The organism is Lutibacter flavus, from assembly GCF_900188355.1.
GTDB lineage: Bacteria > Bacteroidota > Bacteroidia > Flavobacteriales > Flavobacteriaceae > Lutibacter > Lutibacter flavus.
The window spans coordinates 1250494-1272202 of sequence record NZ_FZNX01000001.1 but is presented as its reverse complement, the minus strand read 5'-3'; the positions used below and the strand labels follow the sequence as shown (position 1 = coordinate 1272202).

Sequence of the window (21709 nt, the reverse complement as noted above, 5' to 3'; positions counted from 1 at the left end):
GTAATTGAGTGTAAATAAATAGCCCTTTCTACTAAAACGTTATAGATTTATTTTATTTGATACAGAGTATCTTTTTGTGTCAGATTTTGATCTTAAAATAATCTCTCCTAAAAATCCAGCTAAAAATAATTGAGTGCCAATAATCATAGTAACTAATGCTATGTAAAATTCTGGTCTTTGTGTAATAAGTCTGCCTGTTTGATGAAAAAACAATTTATCTATTCCTAAATAAAAAGCAAAAGTACAACCAATAATAAACATAATTGTACCTAATAATCCAAATAAATGCATTGGATTTTTTCCAAATTTTGATAAAAACCAAATTGTAATTAAGTCTAAAAAACCATTTACAAAACGATCCATTCCAAATTTTGTTTCGCCATATTTTCTTGCTTGGTGAGCAACTACTTTTTCATCAATTTTATTGAATCCAGCATTTTTGGCAAGTACAGGAATGTATCTATGCATTTCACCATTTACATCAACACTTTTTACTACTTCATTTTTGTAGGCTTTTAGGCCACAATTAAAATCGTGTAATTTTAAACCTGAAGTTTTACGTGCGGCTGCATTAAATAATTTTGAGGGTATGTTTTTTCTAATTTTGGAATCGTAACGTTTCTTTTTCCAACCGGAAATTAAATCAAAACCATCTTTTCTAATGAGGTTGTAAAGCTCCGGAATTTCATTTGGACTATCTTGCAAGTCTGCATCCATAGTAATTACAACATCACCTTGGACTTCTTTAAAACCTGCGTTTAAAGCTTGTGATTTACCGTAATTTTTTTGAAATCGAATACCTTTTACATTTGTATTACTTTTAGAAAGTTCTTCTATAACCTTCCACGAGGTGTCTGTACTACCATCATCAATAAAAAGTATTTCATAAGAATAACGATTGGATTGCATAACTTTTGCAATCCAATCGTGTAATTCATTTAAAGATTCTTCTTCATTAAGTAGTGGAATAACTACTGATATATCCATTTATAATATGTGTATTTTTTAATCTTCTTCGGTTCTTTTTAGAATTAAACCTTCAATTAATGAAATAATAAATCCAAAGAATAAACTTCCAACAATACCCATAGCAGCGCCAATTAGTGGACTGGACATTTTTTCTTGCATACCTATTGCCATTTCTAATTGTTCATCTGTCATATTTGGATTTTGTTCTAACATTTTTTCTTGACCCACTTTCATCATATTTTCCATAAAATCTGGCTCAATAAAGTTGATGAAAATTTGGTTGTAAATTACTGAAATAACAGCACCAATTAATGCTATTCCTAAACCAATTTTTAAAGCTTCTCCTAAGCTTAAAAGGTTATTATTACCTTCTTTAAAGTTTTTTAATCCCATAAAAGTAATAACAGCCATAATTACAAAGCTGGCGGCCATAACTCCAAATCCTTGGTCATAAATTTTACCCATTGCATAAATAGCAACAGAAAGAATAATAGAAACTACTCCTAAAATTAAGCCATAGTTTAACATTACTTGTTTTGATGATGTTGATTTTTGGTTTTCCATAATTGTTTGTTTAGTTTTAGATTAACAAATATACTAAATACACTTTTAGTATGTAAAGTTTTAGATTAACATTAATATTTATTTGTAATAAATTATTAGTAAACAGTTCTTTAAAAATGTTACATAAAAATATAAAAAAAATGATTGTTTATACTAAAAAATGATTGTAAATTTGCCGCGGGCAAGTCCTACACAACCAGCTCCCTTTGAATCCTCCAGGGCGGGAACGCAGCAAAGGTATTAGGTTGTAGCGGTGTGATGTAGGTAGCTTGCCTTTTTTTATTTAAAATGTACTTCCTGCTTTTGCAGGATTTTTTATTTAAAGTAATTAGTTTAATTTTACCTAATATGAGCAAAGTAGTTTTAATAACTGGAGGTTCTTCTGGTATAGGCAAATCCGTTGGTGAGTTTTTATCTAAAAAAGGTTTTATTGTTTACGGTACGAGTAGAAAACCTCAAAATATTGAAAATCATCCATTTAAATTAGTTGCTTTAGATGTCAATGATATTGAAAGTATTTCAAAAGCAGTTTCTGAAGTTATAAAATCTGAAGGAAAATTAGATGTTTTGATCAATAATGCAGGTATGGGAATTACTGGTTCTATTGAAGATACTCCAACTACCGAAATGCGAAAAGTTTTTGATACCAATTTATTTGGAGCCATTGATGTTATGAAAGCTGTTTTACCCCAAATGAGAGCGCAAAAAAGTGGGCTAATTATAAATGTAACTTCCATAGCAGGTTATATGGGGTTGCCTTTTAGAGGAATTTATTCCGCTACAAAAGGTGCTTTGGAAATTGTTACAGAAGCTATTAGAATGGAAGTTAAAAGCTTTGGTATTGAAGTTACTAATGTTGCTCCAGGAGATTTTGCAACCAATATTGCATCAGGAAGGTATCATACTCCTATTTTTGAAGATTCTCCTTATAAAGAAAAATACCAAGAAAATTTAAATTTAATGGATGCGCATGTTGATAGTGGAGGAGATCCTCTAGAAATGGCAACAGCTATTTATAAAATTATCCAAACTCCAAAACCTAAAATACACTACAAAGTTGGAGATTTTATGCAGAAATTTTCTATTGTATTAAAAAAAATACTTCCAGATAAAGTTTATGAAAAATTATTAATGAATCATTATAAATTATAAGCACTTAGCTTAATCTATAATTAATTTTTTTGCAATATTAACACCATTATTAGTAGCTTTCATAATATAAATTCCAGAAGCCCAACCTGTAACATTTACTTTAGTATTGGTTTTAGGCAGTACATTTATGGAATGCACTAACTGTCCGGTTAATGTATAAAACTTAAAAGAAGTTTCTCCATCGGTTACGTTATTACTAATATAACATTGTTCCTGGGCAGGATTTGGATATATAGAAATGTTAGTATTTAAGATATCCTCTTCAATTGAGAGTGTGCTAAAAGGGTCACTATTTAGAAAAAAACCTATAGTACCTACATTAGAAGTAGTTAGGGTACCCGTTGCACCCGAATTTTTATGCTGAAAAGAAGCATTAAAAGAGGTTCCTTCATTTATTCCACTTACAATACCAATCAATCCTCCACTACCTGTTGTTCCATTAAGAACATAGCGCTGTATTTCAAAAAGAGGTAATGTTCCTGCAGAACTCCCAAATTTGTAGGTAGCATATTCTATATTAGCACCCGAAGCCGACATATTATAGGTGGCATGCATAAAAAACATATTATCTGTAAAGCCATTTGTAGGAGCTGTTATAGAAGCCGTTGCTATGTCGCTATAACTATTTAAAGTACTTGTTGCACTTGGAGGGGAATCACTATAAGCAGGAAATACATCGTCTCCTGTGGCTATTGTACTTCTTAAAACAACAGCAGATATTGTAGCTCCAGAGGTTATAATATCTATTCCAGAATTTACCTTATGCGCTAGCCTAAAATAATAATTCCCGGCAGGTTTATTTTTAATTAAAGTGACTAAAGTAGCGGCACCATTACCATTTTCATTTGCGGCTATAATAGATCTTGTAATTTGAGAATTGGGAATATCTGTAAAAGTACTATTATCTATAGATTCTTGTAAAGACCATGCCCCTACTGCCGGAGCATTTGCAGCCCTGGTTGAAAATGTTGAAACAATGTAAATATCTGCAGGTTTTTCAAGTACAATGCTATTTGTGTTTGCAGCTGCTACATAAGTTGAAGATGCAGTGCTTACTGAAACAGTTGTTGCTTGCCCATTAGGTAAGCTAACATTGCTACTAGCTATCTCAATAGCAGTAATTTCAGCTTTTGATGTAAAAATTTTACTTACACCAGTTGTAGTTTTGGCTTGTTCTAAGCTAAAAGTTTTTGATCCTGTAAAACCCGCACCATAATCGAAAATAAATGAAATTGCGACAATCCCCTTGTCTGTATATGTTTTTGTTGCTACATAACGCGAAATAATTTGACCAAAATTAGTACCATCTGTCAACCTAAATTGAGTATTTATATCACTATTCCCACTAGTTACTTGAACTTCAATTGTTGCTTCTACTAATACCTTTACACCTGCTGTTAAATTAAGTGTTGTTGAAGCTACAGTATTCCAGACATTCACAGCAGTATTAGATGTAGCAGTACCTTGAGCAGATGATGCAGTTAAAGATTTTTGAGCATTAATAAATGTTATGTTTAAAAAGAAACATAAAATAGCTGTAATAAAAATATTTTTTTTCATAGGTCCTCAATATAATTCAAAATAGCACTTTAATATAAAAAATCTTTAACAAAAATACAACTTTCTTAGGCTTTAAATCAGGTAGTATTATATGTAAATTAAAATTCTGTTTTAAATGAATGATATTTTTTTCTTCCCTAGCGGTTCAAAAACCAAAGATTTGTCTACTTTTTATAGAAGAAAATAAGTGAGAATTAATAAATAATACGCGAAGTAGGGAATTTTATGCAGAAATTTTCTATTATTTTAAAAAATGCATTACCCGATAAGATTTATGAGAATTTATTAATGAAACATTATCATTTAAATTTATTTGGAGATAAAATGATATTTTTGTTGTTTTTCTTTTAAAAGTGTTAAAAACACACTTACAAACTTCTTTTTTCACTTTTATTCATTTTTTATCCATTCTATTATTTTATATTTGTAACTTAATTAATTAAAAATAGGAGAATGAAATTTTTTATTGACACAGCAAACTTAGATCAAATTAAAGAAGCACAAGCCTTAGGGGTTTTAGATGGAGTTACTACAAACCCATCCTTAATGGCTAAAGAAGGAATTACAGGTTCAGACAATATATTAAAACACTATGTAGATATTTGTAATATTGTTGATGGAGATGTAAGTGCAGAGGTAATTGCAACAGATTTTGCAGGAATGGTTAAAGAAGGAGAAGCTTTAGCAGCCTTGCACCCTCAAATTGTGGTAAAATTACCAATGATTGCTGATGGAGTAAAAGCGTGTAAATATTTTTCTGACAAAGGAATTAGAACAAATGTAACGTTGATTTTTTCAGTAGGTCAAGCATTGCTAGCTGCAAAAGCAGGGGCAACTTATATGTCACCTTTTATTGGTCGTTTAGATGATATTTCTACAGATGGTTTGCACCTTATTTCTGAAATAAGACATATTTATGACAATTATGGTTTTGAAACTCAAATTTTAGCAGCGTCAGTTCGTCATACAATGCATATTATTGATTGTGCAAAAATTGGTGCTGATGTAATGACAGGACCATTAAGTGCAATTAAAGGATTGTTAAAACACCCTTTAACGGATAGCGGTTTAGCCCAGTTTTTAGCTGATTACCAAAAAGGAAACTAATTCGATTTTCGAATTTAGATATAAAAAAAGCCTCACATTGTGAGGCTTTTTTTTATTCTATTAATGGTTTTATTGTCATTTTGAATATTTTGCGAAGGAAGAATGACTGAAGCAATATGGTTTTATAAGTTGCAGATTGCTTCATTTCACTGCGTTTCTTTCGCAATGACGTAACTAAATTTTTTCCTTTAATAATTTTATTTCATCACGAAGTTTGGCCGCAACAATAAAATCCAACGCTTTTGCAGCTGCTTCCATTTGTTTACGCTTTTCTCTAATTCGCTTTTCAATTTCATCTTTACTTAAATAAGCTAATTCTTCTTCAGCAGCCATATCTATTGAATTGTCATAATGATAGGATGACACTGTGTTTTTTGCCAGCGTATTTTCAATGCTTTTTTTAATTTGAGTTGGTGTAATATTGTTTGCAGTATTATAGGCAATTTGCTTTTCGCGCCTTCTTTCGGTCTCATCTATTGTTAATTGCATACTTCTAGTAATTTTATCAGCATACATAATTGCAATTCCATTTACATTTCTTGCTGCTCTACCAATTGTTTGTGTAAGAGAACGGTGCGAGCGTAAAAAACCTTCTTTATCAGCATCTAAAATTGCAACTAATGAAACTTCAGGTAAATCCAATCCTTCACGTAATAAGTTTACACCAATTAAAACATCAAACAAACCTTTTCTTAAATCTTGCATTATTTCAACACGCTCTAAAGTATCTACATCAGAATGAATATAACGGCATCTAATTTGAATTCTACTTAAATATTTGGTTAATTCTTCAGCCATTCTTTTGGTTAAAGTCGTAACCAAAGTACGTTCATCTTTTTCAACTCTAACCTGAATTTCTTCAATTAAATCATCTATTTGGTTGAGGCTTGGACGTACTTGAATTTCTGGATCCAGTAAACCTGTCGGCCTGATTATTTGTTCTACAAAAACACCTTCAGTTTTTTGTAATTCATAATCCGCTGGTGTGGCGCTCACATAAATTACCTGATTTTGAATTTCCTCAAACTCTTCAAATTTTAGAGGTCTGTTATCCATTGCTGCCGGTAATCTAAATCCATAATCTACCAGATTTACTTTTCTGGATCGGTCTCCACCATACATTGCATGTACCTGAGGAATTGTTACGTGACTTTCATCAATAACCATTAAATAATCATTTGGAAAATAATCCAATAAACAGAAGGGCCTTGTTCCTCTTTCTCTTCCATCTAAATAACGAGAGTAATTTTCAATTCCACTGCAATAACCCAATTCACGAATCATTTCTAGATCAAATTCGGTACGTTCTTTTAGTCGTTTTGCCTCTAAATGTTTACCAATTTCTTTAAAATAATCAACTTGCTTTACTAAATCTTCCTGAATAGCATGAATCGCATTTTGTAAAACATCAGGAGAGGTAACAAATAAATTTGCAGGATAAATTGTAAGCTGCTCAAATTTTTCAACAACTTGGTTATTAGTAACATCAAAGCTTTCAATTTCTTCAATATCATCTCCAAAAAAATGAATTCGATATGCGTGTTCACCATAAGATGGGTACACAGTTATCGTGTCTCCTTTTACTTTAAAAGTCCCACTACTTATCTCAGTTTCGGTTCTGGAATATAAACTGGCAACCAATAATTTTAAAAATTGTGTTCTTGAAATGGTTTGATCAACTTCAATATAAATGATATTTTTCTTAAATTCTACAGGGTTTCCGATACCATAAATACATGAAACCGATGCAACAATAATTACATCTCTTCTTCCTGAAAGTAGGGCAGATGAAGCACTAATTCTTAGCTTTTCAATATCTTCATTAATAGACAAATCCTTTTCAATAAAGGTTCCAGTTGTAGGTAAAAAAGCTTCTGGTTGATAATAATCGTAATAGGAAACAAAATATTCTACTGAATTAGAAGGGAAAAATTGTTTAAATTCTGAATAAAGCTGTGCAGCCAATGTTTTATTATGTGCTAAAACCAAGGTTGGTTTTTGAACTTGCTCAATCAAATTAGCTACAGTAAATGTTTTTCCTGAACCAGTTACACCAAGTAAGGTTTGATATTTTTCGTTAGAATTTATACCACTTACCAATTGTTTTATTGCTTCAGGTTGATCTCCTGTTGGTTTAAAATTTGATTCTAATTTGAATTGCATTTTGCAAAAATAAGTTAAATTCTACTTGAACGTAGAAAAGCGATTTATTTTAACGAATATTTAATTTTTTCGAAGTACTCTAATTACCGTCTTATTAAACTAAAATGCCCCTTTTTTAGACGTGTATTTCCTTGTTTGTCAATAAGTTCTACAGAAAACCAATAATCTGAAGAAGGTAGTAATTTACCATTAAAAGTTCCATCCCAGCCTTCGCTATTTGGATTGATAATTGTGATTAATTTACCAAACCTGTCAAAAATATAAATGTTTGAAGTAGGGTAAAAGTCAGTATTTGCGCCCGGAATTCTCCACGTATCGTTGGTGCCATCATTATTTGGAGTGAAGAATTTTGGAAAACCTAATATGGAAACTTCTAATTGATCAAATCCGCAACCATTTTTATCGAAAACAAAAACAGTATGGAATCCAGCTGAAACATTTTCAAAATAAGGTTCGTCCTGATAGGTTCCATAATAATCATCTAGAGAATATTCGTAGTTTCCAATACCTAATTCATAGGGGTTTATTAAAATTGTGTTATTGTCAGAATCGTCTTTTATTAACACATTTTCAGAATAAATTACAGGAATATTTGATGCTACAACTTTAAATTTACTAAAACCATTACACGAGCTGTTATCTATAAAAGTATTTAAATCATTTTCGAAATTTCTTGTTACAATAACTTGATATTGGCCTTCTTTATTAGCAAAATGGATTGGGTTTGTAGCATTAGCAATAGGTGTATTATTAAAATACCATTGGAATTGATCTCCTTGAACATAAGTATTACCATCTAATTCAACCGTATATTCTTGAGGAGCATCTTCTTTATTTCCAATGCACAATATTACATTTTCATTAACGCTATTTGGTAATGGAATTTCATTGACAACCAAATTAAATTTTCCTGCTGAAATACAATTGTTATTATCTTTATTGGAAATTCTAACATAGATTTCCATATCTGAATAATCCTGTATGCCAACTATTTTATTTGTTTGAAGCTGCGCATCTTGGGAGTTTTCATAAAACTCAACAATAATGTCGTAATTGAAAAATATATCATCTATAGAAGCTCTTTTTGCTTCAAAATCAAATGTGCCATTTCCACTTCCACTGCTTGTTTCAGTATCAAAACCTAAATCATTTTCACAAACATAAATGTTATTATAAATATCTAAACTAGTTGGGTAGGCATTTAATTCCATTGATTCAATTGCAAAACAGTCAGATCGTGTATCAATCATTTTAAAAAATAATTGTGGATTACTTGCAGTAATATATTCAGTTGGATTCTCAATAGGTTTGTTGTTTTCTATAGCTTCTTCAGATTCAAAAAAAGTAACTTCTAGATTAGAATCGTTATTTGTAATTTCAGGAATTTTAGAATTAAGGTTAAAAACAGTAACCCCGTCTAAACTATTTTCGTCAATATCACATTGATCATAAATAATAGTTGTGGGAGCAACTGGAGGATCAAAAACTTCAACTTCAAATTCACCTTTATAAAGTATAATTTTATCACAATCATCAACTAAATCGACTTCTAATTTATACAACCCGGCTTCTGATTTTTGAATGTTCGAAAAAGTAATTGAGGGCTGATTACTAATAATTGAGTCCTTGTATTTCCAATTAAAAACAGGATCTCCGGATAAACTTTGTGCATTAAATGTATAATCGCTTCCAGTGCATAATTTTATGGATTGATTGGTGATTATTTCATTAGATGCTTCGTTAGTAATTTCTATTAAATAAAAAATTGAAGCAATAAAAGGAGGAAGTCCTTGTGTAGATTTTTTTGTACCTAAATTTACTGCATTGTGTTTATAATTACAGCTTAAGCCATCATTTTCTGGATTTTCAATAACTCCCAAATAAGATCCACCGTTATTATATGAAGCCGATAAAGCTCTATATATTTTTTGATCTGGTCCCAATTGTAAAGCACCTCTATATAAGTTTTGTGAATCAATTTCAAATCTCGAATTATTAATTTCTTGAATTGTAGGTAGGCTCACATCAAATTGGTATAAAGTTGAAAAATGATTGCTAGGATTATTCCATTCAATAAAATCATCACTATAAAAATCATTTGTAGCATGAACATAAAGTTTTTCTCCATTTCCAGAAAATTCTACTCCATAAGGCTTGTTAGAGGGAGCTTGCAGATTTAAAAATTGTTGGTTTGAGACAATGCCGGTTGAGTTATCAAAATCATATAAAATCATTTGTTGATCAGCCATATGAGCGATTGCTATTTTTTTTCCATCTGGAGATATTTTTAGATACCCACGTCTATCTTGAGCAGTATAATTAACTATAGATGAAACTGGGTTTGTAGCAACTCCATTTTTTGTAATTTTATAAGATTTAAATTCGTTAGACACGTAGGAAATAACCCAAAATGTTTCACATTCTTCACCATTTATGGCTGCAACTTTTTCAGACCATTCATCTGCTCTACCTTCATTTAAATCTATAGGGCCTGCAACAACATCACCTAAGCCGCTGTCTTTACTCATATCAATGGTATAATAGTTGAAACCTGGATTCCGACCAGGTAAAGACCCTACAGTAAAAATATAATATTCAGTTGTGCTGTTCGGTTTGGGAATTATCATAGCAGATTGTGTACTGGATGAATCTCCTCTTAAAAATACACCATTTGGCATTGAAACATGATTTGCATTCCAAACCGTTGTACCATCAGAATAAAATAGTAAATTTCCATTGGCATCAGAAAAAGAAGAGCAACCTTCAAGCGTATTAAGTTGTCCATCAGAAATTGCGATAGGATTACCAGATTTAAAATCGATACCAGCATTTTGTCCAAAATACCAAATATTAGCTTCACCTTGCGAGAAAGCAATAATACTAGTTAAAAAGAAAATTACGGATACTGTTTTTTTCATTCTAAGTTTAAATATAATACTCAAATATATAAATAACCTAGTACATAGTATTATTTCTTTAACTTATAGGAGTTAAAAATAATAATGAAATTTATAAATCCCTCTTTTTTAATAAAGCATAGGATAAATAAATAAATAAAGCAGTCCACGCCAATACAATTAGTATGTCTAATGGTTGAACTGAAAAATCTTTTGATAAATCTTCACCAACTTGTTTTGCTACTGATTTTACTGCGCTTAAACGCGTAAATGGTTCTTTTATTAGATTCGACATAGATTCCAAAGGAAGAAATTGCATTACACTATTTACGCTTTCAGTTGTTTCAGTAGCATCTTTAAACTGCCAAAATAAGTAACCTTTCAGCATACTTTCTCCAAAGAACCAAATTAGGATGCCTCCAACTGCAAACGCTGAACGTTTTACTAAAATTCCCATAAATAATCCAAAAGAAAAGAATGCAGTAAGTTTAATAAAAAAGGCAAATAAATATTCTAAATCGGTAGTTACAATTGCAAATTCATTAAAATCGGAGTAGCTATAACCTAATATTAAAGAGACTACAAACACAAATATTGTAGAGATAAGTGCAAGTGCAATTACTGTGTAAAACTTTGATAAAATAAATTCTTTTTTACTTAAACCGTCAATTAAATTTTGTTTTAATGTTTTGTTACTGTATTCATTAGCCATCATAGAAACAATTACAAGCAACAAAAAGAATTTGAATATTGCAGCCATAAATGTGTTAAAATGCCAAATGTACGGGAAGTTGAAAATTCCTTGTTCTGCTAAATGAAATTGAATTGGACCAATATCAAATTTTATAGCAGCGATTAATGCTATTGAAGTTAATAATAAAAAATAGATAAGCGTTAAAATTCTACTCGCTCTATTATATTTTAATTTATGAATTTCTATATTTAATAATCGTAGCATTATGATTTGTTGTTAGTTAGTGTTAAGAATTGTTGCTCTAAACTTGGTTTTCTTTTTACTAAATGAGATAAGATAATTCCATTTTTAAATAAATAATTATTTATTTCTGAGGCCGAAATCTGTTTATTTAATGTTGCAATTATTAATTCTTCTTCGTTTTTTAGAGATGAAATCCCATCGTAAATAGATAATATTTCCATTAATTTGTCAGAATCTGTAGCTACTTTAAGCTCAAATAATCCGTGTGAAGCTGTCATTTCATCGACACTCCCTGAATATAATTTTATTCCTTCACGTATTACAACAACATGAGAACATACTTTTTCCACTTCATCTAATAAATGAGAAGCCAATAATATAGTTGTTCCTTGTGCAGCAATATCCTTAATTATTTTTCTAATTTCGTGAATTCCTTGAGGATCTAATCCATTGGTTGGTTCATCTAAAATTAAAATTTCCGGATCATTTAAAAGTGCAGATGCAATTGCCAAACGTTGTTTCATACCTAAAGAATAGGTTTTAAACTTGCTGTTTTTTCGTTCAAAAAGATTAACTGTTTTAAGTTTTTCTTCAATTTTATTGTATGGAATCTCCTTAATTTTACATACTAATTCAAGGTTTTGAATTGCGGTCATATATGGATAAAAGTTAGGTCGTTCAATAATTGCACCTACTTTTTTTAATGCCTGATGTGTAGAAAGTTTTCCATCAAACCAACTGAATTCTCCAGATGTTTTGTTTACAACATTTAGAATAATTCCCAATGTAGTGGATTTTCCACTTCCATTTGGGCCTAAAATTCCATAAACGTTGCCTTTTTTTATGTCAAACGATAAATTATTTACTGCATGAATGTTTCCAAATCTTTTGTCAAGATTTTTAATTGATAGAATAGTTTCCAATATAAATTAGTTTAGTATAAAATTAAGACGATGATTTTTTAATTTTGTTACAGCAATATAGTAAATTTGAAATTTATTAGATGTTTTATTATATGGAAGAACAAAAATTAATTTCACAAAAAAAACCGGCTTTCCCAATTAATCAGCAATTGTATGATTATTTAACGGATTATAATAGAAATATTAAAATTCCAGTTTTTTATGATGATTTGTTACGTTTTGCAGGTGCAATTGTTGTGTATGATAAGAATGGAGATGATACGTTATGGGTACGAGTTTATTATGCGGAACATGAGCGTGATGAAATTGATTTAAGTTTAAAACGGATGTATTTAATTTTACATGCTGATGGAAGTGAAGATTCAATTCCTTTTTTAACTGTTGATGCTATTGATTATTGCACATTTGGAAACTCGAAGCCATTTAGAATAAAAATTAGAAATATTTTAAACGATAACCATACTTATTTATATATTAAAAAAGCGGATGCATCTAGAGTTTATGGATTGGAACTAGAGCATATTTTATCGCCAAATAATATAAATTTCTTGGTATATAAGGATACCCTAATTGAAGAGCATGTGTTGGGAATTCCTGGAGACCAGTTTGTTGCAGAAAACCTTGAAACGGTTTCAGTTAGTGGTAAAAAAAGACTTTCTAAAGAGTTTGTGAAATTTAATGAACGTTGCATGATTCGTTTATTAGGTGATATGCGTTCATATAATTATGTAATTGTTGCTTCGTATGATTTTGACCAAGTTGAATATAGAATTAGAGCAATGGATTTTGATCAACAAAGTTTTGAAGGTAATTTAAAAGTTTATTATCCACAGTTTTTTAAAGAAAACTATCCATTTGTAAAAATGGTTTCAGAAAATCTACAAATTGAATCTGTTGAACAATATAAAAAGGAAGAAAGATCTGCAATAGCAAGAAGAATCAGAGGTTCACAGGAAAGAATAAATGATTTAATGGATTGCATGGTAAATGATAATATTTCAACTCCAGCAAAAATTAAACAATTAAAAACGGATTTGATTGATTACACGAAGGATAAAAACTTTAAAAAGTGTAATTCTATGGGTGAAATATTAAAAGTTGCTTTTGATTTTGTTACAAGAAATTATGAAAATGTGAATACTTATATTATTCGTTAAATTAGTTTAGTAGCAAAGGTACAAAGGTACAAAGTATTCTCTCCTTTGGACAGGATTAAGGAATGGTAAACAATAAACAGCAAGTTTTAAACTAATAGTTGTCTAAGTCAATATCATCAATATTATCAAAATTGTTTTCATCATCAAAAACATCATAATCATCTTTGTTCGTTGATTCGCCTATAAATTCTTTTTCAGGAGCTTCATCTGGTGGGGTTCCAAAGGAAAGTGCAATAACCGGTAAATCGTCATCAGTATGTTCAATTATATCTGTCAATTCAACAAAAAATGTCCACATTGAAAAGAAATCGTACACATAAATAAGTTTATCACCTACTTTTTTAAGAACCATTGAAGTAGTACAAGTTGCCATTGAAAATGAATTTTCATCTTCCGACATATCAAACAAAGGAATTTCTTCACCTTGTTCCCAGTTATGGTCGCTCAAATAAAAAGAAGCCATTTCTTGTCCTTTAAAGCCAAAAGATTTTGCTATTGTAAAATGAAGTTCTTCTAAATTAATAGTCTCATTTACAATAATATCTCTAAAAACATCTTGATCAACATCTAATATAACTCTAATTTTATAAGCCATTTTATATAATACAATTAAAATGCAAAGGTAGTATTTAAAGTTTTAATTCTTATTTTTACCAACTAACTTTTTATGTATGAATTCTAAAGAAGTAACTTTAAATAAGTTAAATAAAATGTGTGAAAACACTTTAAATGAAACCTTAAATATAAAATACACAGATATTGGAGATGATTTTTTAGTTGCCACAATGCCTGTAGATTCGAGGGTTCATCAGCCAGATGGAATCTTAAATGGAGGTGCAACAATGGCATTGGCAGAAAGTGTTGGCAGTCCAACATCAATGTTGGCTGTTGATATGGATAAATATAGTGTAAGAGGAATTGAGTTTTCTGCAAACCATTTAAGAAGTGTTAAAAGCGGAACTGTAACCGCAACGGCAAGAATAATTCATAAAGGAAAAACTATACATTTGGTTGAAATTAAAGTTGTGGATGACAGAGGTAGAGTTATTTCATTATGTAAGTTAACAAACTATATTTTGGCTAAATAGTTTTTTAACCGGAAAACATATTAAATCAACAATTAAATTAAAGGAAGTGCAACAGACTAATGAGATTTTTTTTGATAAAATAGAAACTGTTTTTAATAGCAATTTTCCATTTATTGTGTTTAGAAAACCTAATGAAAATAAGGTTACTGCTCTTTGCCAAAAAACAAACGAACTGTTTGAATTAAAATCATTTGATCAATCCGGGTTTATTTTTGCTCCTTTTAATAAAAATGGATTGAAAATTATTTTTCCACTCGAAAAATGTGATGTTTTAATTACCAATTTAGATAATGATTTTGAGCTAAATGAAAAGTCAACAGTTCTAAAATCAACCACTAAAGATAACGCACAAGTAAATCATATTTCAATAATAGAAAAAGCGGTTGAGTTTATAAAAAGTAATAAAGCAAAAAAAATTGTATTATCTAGAAAAGAAACTCTTGAAAGTGATACCATAGATGTAATTTATACTTTAAAACAAATGCTTAACAATTATAAAAATGCATTTGTATATGTATGGTTTCATCCAAAAATTGGATTATGGATGGGAGCAACACCAGAACGTTTAATAAGTATTAGCGAGAATAAGCTAAAAACTATGTCGCTAGCTGGAACCCAAAAATTTAAAGGAACATTAGATGTTATTTGGCAGGAGAAGGAATTGCATGAGCAACGATATGTTACAGATTACATTGTAGAAAATATAAAACCCAAACTAACATCTTTCAAAACAGTTGGACCATATACTGTGCAAGCAGGTAGTTTGTTGCATTTAAGAACAGATATTTCGGGCACATTAAAATCTTCGAATTTATTAGAGACCTTAATTAACTCATTGCATCCAACACCTGCAATTTGTGGGATTCCAAAGAAAGTGGCAACAGATTTTATATTAGAACATGAAGGTTATAATAGAGCTTATTATTCGGGTTATTTAGGTGAATTAAATATGAATAATTCAACCAATCTTTTTGTAAATTTAAGATGTATGCAACTAGAAAATAATAGTGCTTCAATATTTGTTGGAGGAGGAATAACTTGTAAAAGTATTGCTGAAAATGAGTGGGTTGAAACAGTATCAAAAGCTGAAATAATGAGAAAAGTTTTATAAAACAGAAATACTAAACTCAAAGTTATTTTATAGCAATTTAAATTTTAAATAGGCTGTGAGGTAGCACGTTAAAACAGATTCTAGCAATTCGTTCCCAAATGTTTAACTAAGAACTTAGTATTTCTTGTTTTATGATGTAAATTTATTAAGAACCGTAATATTGTAACTTTTAAATCGTATAAAGAAGGTTTCAAATCGTAAAAATTAATTAGAATTTTTTTTAAATTCAGTGGGCGTACAGTTTTCTGTTTCTTTGAAGATTCTTATAAATGAATTCATAGATCCAAAGCCAGATAATTCACTAATTTCAACAATGGAAAGATCGGGATTTGCTATTAAAATAGACTTGGCTTCTTTTACTCTGTAATAATTTACAAAATGATTAAAATTAAAGCCCATACTTTCATTAATAATTTTTGAAACATAAGATCGGTTTGTACCAATTTTACTTGCTACATCCCAAATATTTAAATTGGGATTTAACCATGGTTTATCATTGTTAAAATAATCTAATAACTGCTTTTCAATTTGAATTAAATCATTTGGATGAATTTCTAATGTTGCATTCCTATTTTTTACAGATAAATTTACATTTACAGGAATTTGTCTTAAACCAACAAAAGCCAGTATTAAATAAAGTGCTGTAAATAATGAACATAAAAATAAAAGTGACAATTCGTTGGTGTTAAATGGAGTTCTTCCAATTATTGTAGCATAAAAACCTGGGATTGACATTAATAAGATAAATGAAATATTTGCGATATAAAAAAAGCGTAATTGAAAGCTGTCTAAGTCGGAGAATGAATTGTTCATTTGAGATTTTGCTTTTAAAATATAACGAATAGCTAAATAGTTATAAACTAAAATTTGAATTAGATGAAAAGCTCTACTTCCTTTATATAAATATGCAAGTATTACCGATGAATTACTAGTAAGTTTAGTGCCATGTAAATTGTTATTCATATAAATATCGTAATTCTCCCAGCTTGAAAGACTTGTTGCAATTAACATTAAAAAAGCAATTAAAATTGAGGGAATAAAATGATATATCCACTTAGATTTTACAATATTAAAATTAAATGCGCTAAAAAGGTATAGATAATAAAATGGGTAAAAAGCGAGTAAAGAGGCTAAAAAAATAAAATCAAAATATCTAAAAGCCCTCCAATATTCATTAAAAGATAAAAAATGTCCAACAAATAAAACAAAACTATTAAAAAAGAAAAGAGCTAGGTAAAAACGATTTTTAAATTTTTTATTTGAAGAAGAAATTAAAAAAAATGAACCATATAAGTTTAAAAATAATGTTGATAATAAAGCTATTATTTTTATCAAAGTAATTGGTTTAGTTGATATAACAACGAAAAGTACAATTAATATTTAAAAAAGTATATGATAAAAATCAAGTATGCATCTTATTTTATTTCATTAATATTTCTACAATAAGTTTGTGTAACTTTGCAACATTAAAATTAGTAGAATTTAAATGCCTCAATTTCCTAAAAATTTCCTTGCTCAAACTTTAATTGCATCTTGTGTTGCAAATAATATTGAACACGTTGTAATTTCTCCGGGTTCAAGAAATGCACCATTAACTATTGGATTTACAAATCATTTAAAAGTTAAAACATATAGTGTTGTAGATGAGCGTTGTGCGGCATTTTTTGCATTGGGTATGGCGCAACAACTGCAAAAACCAGTTGCAATAGTTTGTACTTCGGGTTCTGCATTGTTAAATTATTATCCAGCAATTGCCGAGGCTTTTTATAGTAATATTCCGTTAGTTGTAATTTCAGCAGATAGGCCGGCTCATTTAATTGATATTGGAGATGGGCAAACTATACGACAAGAAAATGTGTTTGAAAATCACATTTTGGAAGCTATTAGTTTAGTTGAAAATTTGAATATAGATGAATCAATTAAGGAAATGATTGATGAAACTTTAAAAGTTTCTATATTGCAAAAAGGGCCTGTTCATATAAATATTCCGTTTGATGAGCCTTTATATGAAACAATTGATGAAATCTTGGTTTTTGAAAAAGAAACTATTGAGTTTGTAGAAGAGCCTTTAAATGTTGATGAATTAGAAAAATTTGCAAAAGTTTGGAATAATTCAGATAGAAAAATAGTACTTGTTGGGGAACATTTTCCAAATGAATTATTACAAATTCAGTTGGAGCATTTAACAAAAGATCCTTCGGTTTTAGTGTTGATAGAGAACACTGCTAACGTTTCTCATCCAAAATTTATAAACAGTATTGATAAATTAATATTTCCGCTTGAAGATAATGAATTAGAACATTTTCAACCTGATATTTTATTGAGTTTAGGAGGGTTAATAGTTTCAAAAAAAATAAAACAACATTTACGAAAGTTTAAACCTAAACGGCATTGGCATGTAGATTCAAAAAGAGCCTTTAATACGTTTCATTGTTTAAATCATCATTTTAAAATAACTCCACAATTATTTTTTAGTCAGTTTTTCTTTTTAACAGAAAGTTTAAAGAGTGATTATCAAGAGTTTTGGTTAAATAAAAAAGCAATCAGGTTAAAAAAGCATATCGAATTTATTGCAAATTGTGAGTTTTCAGATTTAAAGGTTTTTGATGCTATTTTAAAAGCAATTCCAGATAATTCACAGTTACAAATTAGTAATAGTTCAGTTATTAGATATACGCAGTTGTTTGATATTAATAAAACGCTACCTATTTTTTGCAATAGGGGAACTAGCGGAATTGATGGAAGTACAAGTACAGCTATAGGTGCTGCTTCAGTGGTTGATAAAAACACCATATTTATTACTGGGGATATTAGTTTCTTTTATGATAGCAATGCACTTTGGAATAAATATATTCCTATAAACTTTAGAATTATTTTAATAAACAATAATGGCGGAGGTATTTTTAGATTTATTCCAGGGCCACAAAATTCTAATGCATTGGATTACTTTGAAACACTTCATAATTTAACAGCTGAGCATTTATGTAAAATGTATAATTTTGAATATTCAACAGCTAATAATGAAATTGAATTAAATAAAGAATTATCTGTTTTTTATACAGAGTCTGATAGTCCAAAATTATTAGAGGTATTTACTCCAAGGGAGGAGAATGATATTATATTAAAAGCATATTTTAACAATTTAAAATAAAAAAAATGGATTTAAAAGTAGGAGATAAGGTAGATTTAATTGTTGTTAGACTAACAGGTATTGGATTTACAGTTTTGGTAAATGAAGAATTTGAAGGAATGCTTTATAGAAATGAATTATACCAAAAATTAGAAGAAGGTCAGAAATTAGTAGGTTATATAAAGAAAATTCGTGAAGATGGAAAATTGGATGTGAGTTTACAGGCAGTTGGTTTTAAGCATACTATTGTTAAGAATGAAATTACAATATTAAATGCATTAAGGAAAAATAATGGAGAGTTAGCTTTGCATGATAAAAGTAGTCCAGATGAAATAAAATATCAATTAGGAATGAGCAAAAAGGCATTTAAAAGTGCTGTAGGTGGTTTATTTAGACAAAAATTGATTACAATTTCAGATGAAGGAATAAAGTTTGTTGAAACGTATTCTTAAAAATAAAATTTTAAGTCAAACTGAGCTTGCCGAAGTTTTTTATAATACGAAAAGTTATAATATTTCGACAAGCTCAGTTTGACAATAAGTGTTTTTTGCAATTTCTAGAAAATCTCTTTTTTGCTCAAATTAGTTCAATATTTTTTTAAATCTCTTTTTTCAATTCCTCACTTAAAGCTTCTTTATTTACTAAAACGGAAATTGTTTTTAACTTAAAAAAAGCTTTGCTCATATAAACATAGCCATCATTACCAATGCGTTCGCTATTGTTTCCCCAAGAATTTTTAACCTTGTAGTATTCGTTGCCATTTTGGTCTTTTACCATACCAACTATGTGCATTAAATGGTCGTCAGTAGTATTGTAATTTTCAAATTCTTGTTGTCTGTATTCTGGAGTTATTTCATTTTCAACTACAATATAAGTCAGAGATTTTTTAGTATCATCTATATTTTTTGGAATAACAGCAACTCCATATTTAGATGAAAATGTTTTTTCTGAAACATCGCAATCTAAGGCAATTGTATATCCTTTTTTTAGCGCATTGTCAGTTTCGGCTACTAATTCATCTAAACTTATATTGTAAAACATTCCGTTTGAAAAATTATCTGGAATATTTAATACAAAATTTGAGTTATATGGTTGATGGCTAAAAGAAGTTAAGGTTACATAATTTGATGTATTTAATTTAGTTTTTTCTAAAAAAGATTTTGCATCATAAGTTATACCTTCATAAAAGAAAGTATTTGGTGTTTTGCCTAAATGCAAATCTAAAATAGAATCGACAGCAATTCTCCAATTTGGGTATTCAGATTTTTTATCATTTTTAATATAAGCATCTAAAACCTTTTGTAATTCTGGTACTATTTTAGAATGGTTATGATTTTTTGCCTCTCCAATTAACCCTGAATAAGCGCTTTCCGGCATTAAACCAAAAGTTGAAACTGAATTTAAAACGTCGTGAGCCAATCCTCCTTCACTAAATTGAATTTTTCCTTGACGCATAACATAGTTCCAGGCTTTTGCAGGATAGGTATATCTAACATTATACATTTCAGAAATATCAATCATTTCACCAGTATTTCTAAATATTTCGGATTCAATAAATGATGATGCAGAAAAACTCCAGCACGTTCCAGTAATTCCCTGACTTTTTACAGCAGACGCTTCAATATCAATAATTGGGGTAAATTCATACTTTTGTTCATTAGGTATTTTTATGGTAACAACATTATCTTCTTGTGCGTAAAAACAAGTTGTAGTTGCTACTAAAAGTAGCGTTAAAAAAGCTTTTTTCATTTTGTATTTATTATTTTATTCATCACTATAAGTACCATCTCTTTTTTGCAGTACTCGTTCAATATTTTCATAATAGCCATCAGAATTTGGATCACCTTCATCTAGTTTCATATAACCGCTTTTATAATATCTTAGGGCTAATTTATATTTTTTTCCTAGTTCATAATAACGTCCAATATAATAATCTCCAATAGGCGATTCTTTATAAAGTTTGTTAATCATTTCACCAAAGTTTTTTAAATAATCTCCATTTTCTTTATCTAAAATAATACCTTCTACAGCATAAATATCTTTTTCTCTAATTTTTAAATTACTCCCAAATAAATATTCAATTTCTACATATTTATTTTCTAAATATGCAATTGCATCTGCAGGCGATAAATCCTTTATATTTTTATCAAATTCTTCATCAGAAATTGTAGAAAATAGTTCAAAAATAAATGACAAAGCACTAGGGATCGATTGTCCTATAGCAGCAGTTTTAGAGCTGTTTTTAAAAGCATCAAATTTATATTTAAATTTAGCATTATTTGCACTTTTTAATATAGTGTCTGTATCTTTAATAATTTGCTGTCTTTCTTCAGTATTATCTTTATTATTTGAAAGATAGTAGTATATGTTTTCATCTTTTAAGCCAGACACCTTTTGATGCAATAATAATGGCATATCTAATGCATAATAAGGGCTAATATTTATAAATGCATTAAAGCTAGGATAATCTTCAATTAGAAAATAGTTAGTAAAATTTGCAGTTAAAGTGTTCCCAACAAGAGTTTTAAAAGGTGAAATTCTATAGTTTTCTTCTAAATATGCCAATAGTTCAATTTTAATAAATTGATAAAAAGCTTCGCCATCTTGAGTTGGAAAGCTATTTTCTTTTTGATAAGAACAATCTTGAAAACGTTCTCCATTATGATTTTGATTTATACCTACAACTATTTGCTCAGGTGCTTCTTCCCTATTTGCAAACATGATTGAATTGCCCACATATACATCAAATAAAAATTCACTATCTAATACAATAGCTAAAGGATAAAATTTGGTTTCTTCAGAATCATAACTCGGTGGAAGATATATTTTTAAATAACGATCATTTTGAAGGATTTCTGAATTAAACTTTTTTGTTTTAATATTCTGAGAAAAGAGTACAGAAGAAATAAAAATTATTAAAATTGTTGAAAGATTTTTTTTCATAGTTAAAT

18 protein-coding genes and 1 other RNA gene are annotated in these 21709 nt (G+C 29.3%); 8 read left to right on the top strand and 11 right to left on the bottom strand.

Annotation, left to right across the window (positions count from 1 at the left end; translation table 11 throughout):
• Positions 1–39: 39 nt before the first annotated feature.
• A complete protein-coding gene (locus CHB63_RS05590; RefSeq protein ID WP_089377413.1) occupies positions 40–987 on the bottom strand; it encodes a glycosyltransferase family 2 protein in 948 nt (315 codons plus the stop codon).
• A gap of 18 nt (positions 988–1005) precedes the next feature.
• Positions 1006–1533 carry a DUF4199 domain-containing protein gene (locus CHB63_RS05585; RefSeq protein ID WP_089377412.1) on the bottom strand — a complete coding sequence of 176 codons (528 nt, stop codon included), beginning with the start codon at positions 1531–1533 and terminating at the stop codon, positions 1006–1008.
• A gap of 179 nt (positions 1534–1712) precedes the next feature.
• Here CHB63_RS05585 and ffs point away from each other — a divergent pair.
• Together ffs and CHB63_RS05575 are read left to right on the top strand one after the other, a co-directional pair.
• Positions 1713–1811: signal recognition particle sRNA small type (gene ffs / locus CHB63_RS05580), an RNA gene on the top strand.
• A gap of 70 nt (positions 1812–1881) precedes the next feature.
• The gene (locus CHB63_RS05575) at positions 1882–2685 is read left to right on the top strand and encodes an SDR family oxidoreductase (protein ID WP_089377597.1); all 804 of its coding nucleotides are present in this window, start codon (positions 1882–1884) and stop codon (positions 2683–2685) included.
• A 9-nt stretch (positions 2686–2694) separates the two neighbouring features.
• Here the strand turns inward: CHB63_RS05575 and CHB63_RS05570 are convergent, their stop codons facing one another.
• Positions 2695–4245 carry a T9SS type A sorting domain-containing protein gene (locus CHB63_RS05570; RefSeq protein WP_089377411.1) on the bottom strand — a complete coding sequence of 517 codons (1551 nt, stop codon included), beginning with the start codon at positions 4243–4245 and terminating at the stop codon, positions 2695–2697.
• Positions 4246–4698: 453 nt separating this feature from the next.
• Between CHB63_RS05570 and fsa the strand changes: the two genes are divergently transcribed.
• Positions 4699–5352: a fructose-6-phosphate aldolase gene (gene fsa, locus CHB63_RS05565; RefSeq protein WP_089377410.1), complete on the top strand. Its 654-nt coding sequence runs from the start codon at positions 4699–4701 to the stop codon at positions 5350–5352.
• Between the two features lie 174 nt (positions 5353–5526).
• Here fsa and uvrB read toward each other — a convergent pair whose 3' ends face one another.
• From uvrB to CHB63_RS05545, 4 genes are all read right to left on the bottom strand, one after another.
• On the bottom strand, positions 5527–7515 hold the full coding sequence (gene uvrB, locus CHB63_RS05560) for an excinuclease ABC subunit UvrB (protein WP_089377409.1): 1989 nt from the start codon (positions 7513–7515) through the stop codon (positions 5527–5529).
• 83 nt (positions 7516–7598) lie between these two features.
• On the bottom strand, positions 7599–10433 hold the full coding sequence (locus CHB63_RS05555) for a T9SS type B sorting domain-containing protein (RefSeq protein ID WP_089377408.1): 2835 nt from the start codon (positions 10431–10433) through the stop codon (positions 7599–7601).
• Between the two features lie 91 nt (positions 10434–10524).
• Positions 10525–11370, bottom strand: a complete 846-nt coding sequence (locus CHB63_RS05550; RefSeq protein ID WP_089377407.1) for an ABC transporter permease — start codon at positions 11368–11370, stop codon at positions 10525–10527.
• Complete coding sequence (locus tag CHB63_RS05545) at positions 11370–12272, bottom strand: ABC transporter ATP-binding protein (protein ID WP_089377406.1); 903 nt, start codon at positions 12270–12272, stop codon at positions 11370–11372. Before CHB63_RS05545 ends, CHB63_RS05550 begins: the two co-directional genes overlap by 1 nt.
• 92 nt (positions 12273–12364) lie before the next feature.
• On the opposite strand from CHB63_RS05545, the gene CHB63_RS05540 reads away from it, so the two are divergent.
• Positions 12365–13429, top strand: a complete 1065-nt coding sequence (locus tag CHB63_RS05540; protein ID WP_089377405.1) for a hypothetical protein — start codon at positions 12365–12367, stop codon at positions 13427–13429.
• A 91-nt stretch (positions 13430–13520) separates the two neighbouring features.
• Here the strand turns inward: CHB63_RS05540 and CHB63_RS05535 are convergent, their stop codons facing one another.
• Positions 13521–14024, bottom strand: coding sequence for an IS1096 element passenger TnpR family protein (locus tag CHB63_RS05535; protein ID WP_089377404.1), 504 nt, complete (start codon positions 14022–14024; stop codon positions 13521–13523).
• A gap of 76 nt (positions 14025–14100) precedes the next feature.
• Here CHB63_RS05535 and CHB63_RS05530 point away from each other — a divergent pair, with 76 nt between their 5' ends.
• Positions 14101–14517: a PaaI family thioesterase gene (locus CHB63_RS05530; RefSeq protein WP_089377403.1), complete on the top strand. Its 417-nt coding sequence runs from the start codon at positions 14101–14103 to the stop codon at positions 14515–14517.
• Positions 14518–14563: 46 nt separating this feature from the next.
• Positions 14564–15628, top strand: a complete 1065-nt coding sequence (locus CHB63_RS05525) for an isochorismate synthase (RefSeq protein WP_089377402.1) — start codon at positions 14564–14566, stop codon at positions 15626–15628.
• A 204-nt stretch (positions 15629–15832) separates the two neighbouring features.
• Here CHB63_RS05525 and CHB63_RS05520 read toward each other — a convergent pair whose 3' ends face one another.
• Complete coding sequence (locus tag CHB63_RS05520) at positions 15833–16963, bottom strand: AraC family transcriptional regulator (RefSeq protein ID WP_089377401.1); 1131 nt, start codon at positions 16961–16963, stop codon at positions 15833–15835.
• Between the two features lie 151 nt (positions 16964–17114).
• Here CHB63_RS05520 and menD point away from each other — a divergent pair, with 151 nt between their 5' ends.
• A complete protein-coding gene (gene menD, locus CHB63_RS05515) occupies positions 17115–18779 on the top strand; it encodes a 2-succinyl-5-enolpyruvyl-6-hydroxy-3-cyclohexene-1-carboxylic-acid synthase (protein WP_089377400.1) in 1665 nt (554 codons plus the stop codon).
• A gap of 5 nt (positions 18780–18784) precedes the next feature.
• Positions 18785–19210 (top strand): S1 RNA-binding domain-containing protein, encoded by a 426-nt coding sequence (locus CHB63_RS05510; protein ID WP_089377399.1) that lies wholly within the window; start codon positions 18785–18787, stop codon positions 19208–19210.
• 145 nt (positions 19211–19355) lie between these two features.
• Here CHB63_RS05510 and CHB63_RS05505 read toward each other — a convergent pair whose 3' ends face one another.
• Positions 19356–20507, bottom strand: coding sequence for a C1 family peptidase (locus CHB63_RS05505; RefSeq protein WP_089377398.1), 1152 nt, complete (start codon positions 20505–20507; stop codon positions 19356–19358).
• 15 nt (positions 20508–20522) lie between these two features.
• Entirely contained in the window at positions 20523–21701 is a 1179-nt protein-coding gene (locus CHB63_RS05500; protein WP_089377397.1) for an alpha/beta hydrolase, read from the bottom strand.
• Positions 21702–21709 lie beyond the last annotated feature (8 nt).